The organism is Arthrobacter sp. Y3225116, from assembly GCF_059091245.1.
In genome coordinates this window covers 1-7,162 of record NZ_JBNHGL010000149.1, presented here as the reverse complement: position 1 = coordinate 7,162, position 7,162 = coordinate 1, and the positions used below count along the sequence as shown (strand labels likewise).

The window sequence follows — 7,162 nt, the reverse complement described above, 5'->3', positions numbered from 1 at the left end:
CGTCCGCGAGCGCCTCGGCGTGCGCGGCCGCTGCCGTGAACGCGACGTGGTCCAGAAAACCGCGGGCCACTCCCCGCCCGTCCAACCGCGGCAGCGAGGCCGGAGCCCACCTCACCTCCAGGGGATGCAGCGCCGAAGGACAGTCGACCACCGGGGCCGGGCCGGCGCCGTCGTCCGCGCCGATCAAGGCCGCGAAGCGCGGCGCGTCCAGGGTGGCCGACATCGCCACCCACAGGAGGTCCCCGCGCAGCTGGCGGACCTCGCCGAGCATGCCGACCAGCAGGTCGGTCTCCAGGCCGCGCTCATGCACTTCGTCCAGGATCACCGCGTCCGTCCCGTCCAGGCCGGGATCGGTGAGCAGCCTTCGCAGCAGGATTCCCGGCGTGACGAATTCGATAAGCGTCTGCGGGCCCGCCCGGCGTTCCCCGCGCACCGTATAGCCGACCCGTTCGCCCAACCGGCTGCCATCCAGCGCCGCCAGGCGCCTGGCGGCGGAACGGGCGGCGACCCGGCGGGGCGGGGTGACCACGATGCGCGGCCGGCCGCCCGCCGCGGCAGCGGCCACCAGGTTGGCGACCAGCGGCGGAACCAGGGTCGTCTTGCCCGTGCCCGGCGGGGCCTGCACGACGGCGGTGCCCGTCCGGGTGCCGGCGGGTGCGGGTTCTTCGGCGACGGGGCCGCCCGTCAGGGCGGCGGCCAGGTCGTCCAAAGACTCGGCGAAGACCAGGCCTTCGCCCAGCGCGGCCAGATCGAACAGGACCTGACGGCGCGCGGGTTCCTGCGGGGTTGACTGGCTCACCCTTCCATTGTGCCGGTGCCTCTGGCGCCCTACGGCATCGCGGCCGCTCCCCGGCGGCAGGCCGCTGTCCCGCCGTCGTTGTTCGCGCTTCCACACCCCGGCACATCTCCCTTGGCAGCGCCGGCGAACTGTGCCACGTTGGAGGTGGAATGGCGAACAATCCTTTCTGAAGGGACGTGGTTCAGATGCCGAAGACGACGAAGAGCGGCAAGCCGAAGCAGAGCGAATTGCCCAGCACGCTCCAGCGGTCCGGCAAGAAGGCCCAGGAGACCTTCGCGGAAGCCCATGATTCCGCCGCCGAAACGTACGGCGACGAGGAGCGCGCCCACCGCGTGGCCTACAGCGCGCTCAAGCACACGCACGAGAAGGTGGGCGACCACTGGGAGCCGAAGGAAAAGAAGGGCCCCTCCGACCCGCAGGCCGAGGGCGGCGCCGGCACGTCTCGGGAAACCAAGGGCGGGGTGGACGCCAACGCCTCCAAGCAGCACCTCTACGATCTGGCCAAGAAGCTCGACGTCCCCGGCCGGTCGAAGATGGATAAGTCAGAACTGGTCGATGCGCTGCGCAAGGCCAACGACCGCGAGACCAGAAAGTCCCGCTAGCCGCTGAGCGCCCCGCTTCTGCCGCCGGCATGCCGGCCAAGGTGGTTACACCGCCGCCGGACTGGGTCGCGGGTGCGGGCGCCCCGTCCCGGGCCGGCGGCGGTGTAACCACCGGCTTGGCCGGAAACAACAGGGCCCCAGTCGCTCCTATTAGGCTGGGCACATGGACCTGGAGAGCGCGGCACGAGAGCTGTACGCGCTGCTGCCCGGGGAATTCACCGCAGCCCGCAACGCCAGGGCCAAGGAGGCAGCCCAGGACGGCCACAAGGAGCTCGCCCGGCAGATCAAAGCGCTGGCCAAACCGTCCGCCGCGGCCTGGCTGGTCAATCTCCTGAGCCGGCAGCGGAGCGCTGACATCACGGGCATCGTGGAACTGGGCCACGCCATGAGCGAAGCCCAGGAGCAGCTCGATCCGCAACAACTGCGCCGACTGGGTGACCAGCGCCGGGAACTGCTGGCCGCCGTAGCGGCGGAGGGCCGGAAGCTGGCCGATGAGCTCGGGCAGAAGGTGAGTGCCGCGGCGGTCGCCGAGGCGGAGCAGACGCTGCACGCGGCGATGGCGGATGCCGATGCGGCGGCGGCCGTAACCAGCGGCCTGCTGACCGAGTCGCTGTCGTCAAACGGGATCGACCCGGTGGACCTGGACGGCCGCGTTGCCCTGCCCGGGGCGGGCGCTCCCCCGGATGCCGGTGCCGAGCCGGCGCCACGCCTCCAGCCGAGACGGTCCTCGCGGGACGAACTCGCCGAGCGCCGGGCCGCCAAGGCCGAACGGGCCGCCAAGCAGGAGGCCGAAGAGGCCGAGCGGCGGCGCCGGCAGGCGAGGGCGGCACTGGAGAAGGCGGAGCAGCGCAAGGAAGACGCCGAAGCATCGGAACAGAAGGTGCTGGACAAGCTTGACCAACTGCAGAACCGGCGGGACGAACTCGTGGGCGAGCTCGCCGAACTCAAGCGGCGCATCGAGGACCTGGAACGCGAGGTCGCCTCGACCGACCGCAAGATGGAGGCTGCCGAGGAAGACCTGGTATCCGCCGCCAAGACCGCCGACCGGACGCGCAAGGCCGCCGCAGTCGCCCGCCGCGAGCTCGACGACCAGGACTAGCCGCGCGCGGTCATCGTGGGGGCGCCATTGGCGTGAACATGTAGCCTAGGTCCCAGATCCGGCGGGCAGAATGCCCGGACCGGCCAGAGCCGACAGGGGGCCCAACATGTGGCGCATTGATGCGGCCAGGACCGCACTGCTGATGATCGACATGCAAAACGATTTCGTGCTGGAAGGCGCGCCGATGGAAGTGCCCATGGCACGCCACCGGCTGCCGGAAATGGTGACCGCCGCCGCGGCCTGCCGGCAGGCGGGCATTCCGGTCATCTACACCCGCCACGTGCTGCTGGATACATTCGACGTTTCGCCGTTGGAGACCACCTACAACCAGCGGCTGCGGGCGGCCGGGATGCGCCGCGGAACCAGCGGAGTTGAGATCGTCGAGGAACTCAAGCCCGAAGCCGCCGATTACGTGCTGGACAAGCACCGCTACGACGCGTTCCACAACACGCCACTGAAGAGCGTCCTGTCGACCATCCGCGGCTTGAACACGGTAGACACGGTGATCATCGCCGGCACGCTGACCGAGGTGTGCTGCGAATCGACCGCGCGCAGTGCCTACATGAATGACTACAAGGTGGCGTTCCTCTCGGACGGCACCGGCGGCCGGTCGGAGGCTGCCCAGGCCGCTACGCTGGACGCCATCGGCACCTTCTTCGGCCGGGTGATGAGCACCGCCGACATGGAAGCGGAAATCGGAACGACGGCGTAGCTGGCCATCACCGCGGCAGCCGCTGGCGCCGGACTGTATCGCTCGTGCGACTGGGAGTGATCTGGCTCCGCCGCGGGGCACCGGGCCACACCGCACCCGGGCCATTCGGCTCCGGGCCACCCGGCATCCGGCTTCCCGGTCGGCTGCGGCTCCATCAACCATGGACCGCGCCGCCCAGCCTGCGATAGACCGGAAGGGTGTCCAGACGACGGCGGCGGCCGAGCGGGATTGGTCCAGGTGCCCTTGGGGACTTTTCCTCCGTTATGAAACGTTGAATTAGTGACACGTCAACATAGCCGGCAAGACCGTTAGGAGCATGGCAATGAAGATCAATGCGCTGGTAGTCGAGGAGAAAAACGCCCCGTTCGTGCCCGAGCAGTTGGAGCTGGACGAGCCCGGGCCGGGCGAAGTTCTGGTCAAGGTGACCGCCGTCGGGCTCTGCCACACGGACTTGATCACCCAGGCCGGCGACATGCCGCTGCCGCTGCCCGGCGTGCTGGGCCATGAAGGCTCCGGCGTCGTGGAGGCCGTCGGGGACGGCGTGACGAATGTTGCCGTGGGCGACCACGTCATCATGGGCTGGGCGTACTGCGGCGAATGCAAGAACTGCCTGCGCGGCGAGCACCGGTACTGCCTGCGGCTGGGCGAAGCACTGGTGAGCGGTGCCCGGTTCAAGGGTCCCGACGCCGGCACGTCCGCCTACACCCGGGCCGACGGAGGCAAGGTCTCCGGCCACTTCTTTGGCCAGTCGTCCTTCGCCGACTACTCGCTCGCCCTGGCGTCGTCGTTGGTGAAGGTGGACAAGGACATCCCGCTGGAACTGCTCGGGCCGCTGGCCTGCGGCATTACGACGGGTGCCGGCGCGGTGTTCAACACGGCCAGGCCCGAACCCGGCCAGTCGCTGGTGGTGTACGGAGCCGGCGCCGTGGGCCTGGCCGCCATCATGGCCGCGAAGAACACGCCCGCGGCCACGATCATCGCCATCGACCTGCACGATTCGCGGCTGGAACTGGCGCGCGAACTCGGTGCCACCCACACCATCAATTCCGGCAACACCAACGCCCTCGAGGAGATCCAGCGCATCTGCGGCGGCCCAGCCGACTACGTGCTGGAGTGCACCGGCAACATCAAGGTGGTTGAAGAAGCCGCGGACGCCGTGGGCATGCTGGGCACGCTGATCCTGATCGGCGGGGCCCCGGCGCAGGCGCGGTTCTCGGTGGACCACCTGCGCACGCTCTGGGGCAAGCGCATCATCGGCACCCTCGGCGGTTCCAGCACCTCCGCCCAGCTGATCCCCGGACTCATCGCCCTGTACAAGGCCGGACGGTTCCCCTTCGACAAGCTGGTCAAGTACTACGGGTTCGACCAGATCGACACGGCCATCGCCGATTCCACCGCCGGCGGGACCATCAAGGCCGTCTTGAAGGCCGCCGGCTGAAACCTTCCCCCTGCCCGGCCGCGCCGTGCGGCCTGCACAACCATGCAATCAACCTGAAAGGACGGGATATGTCCCTGCTTGAAGCCTCCCTGTGGGAGGGCAAGATCCATGTCAACGGCTGGCGCGACGGCGGTGCCGGCACCGCCAATTCGGTGGAGCCGGCCACCGGCGAGACGCTGGGCCGCTACGGGCTGGCCTCGGTCGAGGACGTGCAGGAAGCGGCAGCAGTGGCTGCCGCGGCGCAGAAGGACTGGGCCGCCCGCAAGCCGGAAGAGCGCGCCGCGGTGCTGCGCCGCGCCGGCGCGCTCTGGGAGGAACACGCCGAGGAAATCCAGTCCTGGATCGTGCGCGAATCCGGCGGCATCGGCCCCAAGGCCGGCCTGGAAACCCACATCGCCGCCAACGAATGCTACGAAGCCGCCGCGCTGCCCTCGCTGCCGGCCGGCGACGTGCTCACCTCCAACGAGGACCGCTGGTCCTTCGCCCGCCGCCGCCCCGTCGGCGTGGTCTCGGTCATCGCGCCGTTCAACTTCCCGCTGATCCTCTCCATCCGCGCCGTCGCCCCCGCCCTCGCCCTGGGCAACGCGGTGCTGCTCAAGCCCGACCCCCGCACCGCCGTCTGCGGCGGCGTGAGCCTGTTGCGCGTCTTCGAAGAAGCCGGCCTTCCCGCCGGGCTGCTCTCCCTGCTGCCCGGCGGCGCCGACATCGGCGCGGCAGTGGTCGAAGCCCCCGAAGTCCGGGTCATCTCCTTCACCGGCTCCACCGCCGCCGGCCGGAAGATCGGCGAATCCGCCGCCCGGAACCTCAAACGCGCGCACCTGGAACTCGGCGGCAACAACGCCATGATCGTGCTGCCCGGCGCGGACCTGGCCAAGGCCGCCTCCGCCGCCGCGTTCGGCTCGTTCATGCACCAGGGCCAGATCTGCATGACCACCGGCCGGCACATCGTCCACGAGGACATCTACGAGGACTACGTCGCCGCCCTCGCCGAGAAAGCCAGGAACCTGCCCGTCGGCGACCCCAAGACCGGCACCGTCGCGCTCGGCCCGATCATCGACGAGCACCAGCTCAAGCGCATCGACTCGATCGTGCAGGACGCGGTCGCCGGCGGCGCCCGGCTGGCCGCCGGCGGCACCAACGACGGCCCGTTCTACTCCCCCACCGTGCTGGCCGACCTCGACCCGGCCAACACCGCGTGGAAGGACGAAATCTTCGGCCCGGTCGCCCCGGTGATGAAGTTCTCCACCATCGACGAGGCCGTGGAACTGGCCAACGCCAACGAGTACGGGCTCTCGCTCTCCATCCTCGGCGACGTGGGCCTGGCCATGCAGATCGCCGACCGCGTCGATTCGGGCAAGGTCCACATCAACGAACAAACCGTCTCCGACGAAGCGAACTCCCCCTTCGGCGGCACCAAGAACTCCGGAAACGGCTCCCGCATCGGCGGCCACCAGGCCAACATGGAATCCTTCACCGAAACCCAATGGCTCACCGTCCGCCCGGACATCGCGCAGTACCCGTTCTGATCCCCTCCTGAGTACCGCGACGGCGGGCGGCCGGCACCCAGCCGGCCGCCCGCCGTCGCGTGTTAACTCCCGGTTCACTGAAGGCGTAGCGGCAGCCGGATTAAACCGGACCATTCTGCGGTTCCATGGAGAGCAAGCAAAGCTCCCGGAGGTGGGCCGTGAACACAATCCCGGAACCGCATGCCGACCCGCAGGCGGCACACGCTGCCCAGGACCCGCTGGACTCGTATTCGGCGTCCGTGGTGCGCATAGCGGAGACCGTCACGCCGCACGTGGCGGGCATCCAGATGGACGTGCGACGCCGGGACAGGACCTTCCCCTCCGGCGGCTCGGCCGTGGTGTTCACCGAGGACGGCTACCTGCTCACCAACGCGCACGTGGTGGCGAACTCCGACGGCGGCCATGCGGCCTTCGCGGACGGGTCACGCACGGAGGTTGACGTGGTCGGCGCGGATCCGCTCTCCGACCTCGCCGTTCTGCGCGGCCGCCTCACGGTGCCGCGCCCGGTCGAGCTGGGCGATGCGTCCAAGCTGCGCGTCGGCCAACTGGTCGTCGCCGTCGGCAGCCCGCTGGGCCTCTCCGGTTCCGTGACGGCCGGGGTGGTCAGCGCGCTGGGCCGCTCCATCCCCGTCGCCGCCGGCCGGAACCGGAGGGTGATTGAGGACGTCATACAGACGGACGCCGCGCTGAACCCGGGCAGTTCCGGCGGTGCCCTGGCCGACGCCTCCGGACGGGTGGTCGGGATCAACACGGCCGTCGCCGGGATCGGACTCGGCCTGGCCGTGCCGATCAACGCCACGACCCGCCGGATCATCTCCGCGCTGCTGGCCGACGGGCGCGTGAGGCGCGCCTACCTCGGCCTGGTGAGTACGCCGCTGCCGCTGACCCCGCGGGACATCATGCGGACCGGCGAGCGGAACGCGCTGCGGGTAGTCGAGGTGCTGCCCGGCTCCCCCGCCGAGCAGGCCGGACTGTGACCGGGCGAC

The 7,162-nt window shown here is 70.0% G+C and carries 6 protein-coding genes and 1 pseudogene; 6 read left to right on the top strand and 1 reads right to left on the bottom strand.

The window, feature by feature from the left end:
- A partial coding sequence (locus tag AC5RV2_RS12670; RefSeq protein ID WP_494092621.1) for a DEAD/DEAH box helicase occupies positions 1-799 on the bottom strand: 799 nt, incomplete at its 3' end.
- A 185-nt stretch (positions 800-984) separates the two neighbouring features.
- On the opposite strand from AC5RV2_RS12670, the gene AC5RV2_RS12665 reads away from it, so the two are divergent.
- The 6 genes and pseudogenes from AC5RV2_RS12665 to AC5RV2_RS12640 all read left to right on the top strand — a co-directional run.
- Positions 985-1,401, top strand: a complete 417-nt coding sequence (locus tag AC5RV2_RS12665) for a ChaB family protein (RefSeq protein ID WP_493978946.1) — start codon at positions 985-987, stop codon at positions 1,399-1,401.
- A gap of 163 nt (positions 1,402-1,564) precedes the next feature.
- A complete protein-coding gene (locus AC5RV2_RS12660; RefSeq protein ID WP_494092620.1) occupies positions 1,565-2,500 on the top strand; it encodes a transposase in 936 nt (311 codons plus the stop codon).
- A 106-nt stretch (positions 2,501-2,606) separates the two neighbouring features.
- Positions 2,607-3,212 (top strand): isochorismatase family protein, encoded by a 606-nt coding sequence (locus AC5RV2_RS12655; RefSeq protein WP_494092619.1) that lies wholly within the window; start codon positions 2,607-2,609, stop codon positions 3,210-3,212.
- A gap of 322 nt (positions 3,213-3,534) precedes the next feature.
- A complete protein-coding gene (locus AC5RV2_RS12650; RefSeq protein WP_494092618.1) occupies positions 3,535-4,650 on the top strand; it encodes an NAD(P)-dependent alcohol dehydrogenase in 1,116 nt (371 codons plus the stop codon).
- Between the two features lie 68 nt (positions 4,651-4,718).
- The gene (locus tag AC5RV2_RS12645) at positions 4,719-6,176 is read left to right on the top strand and encodes a benzaldehyde dehydrogenase (RefSeq protein ID WP_494092617.1); all 1,458 of its coding nucleotides are present in this window, start codon (positions 4,719-4,721) and stop codon (positions 6,174-6,176) included.
- A 158-nt stretch (positions 6,177-6,334) separates the two neighbouring features.
- Positions 6,335-7,150, top strand: a pseudogene (locus AC5RV2_RS12640) (S1C family serine protease); the annotation flags it as partial.
- Positions 7,151-7,162 lie beyond the last annotated feature (12 nt).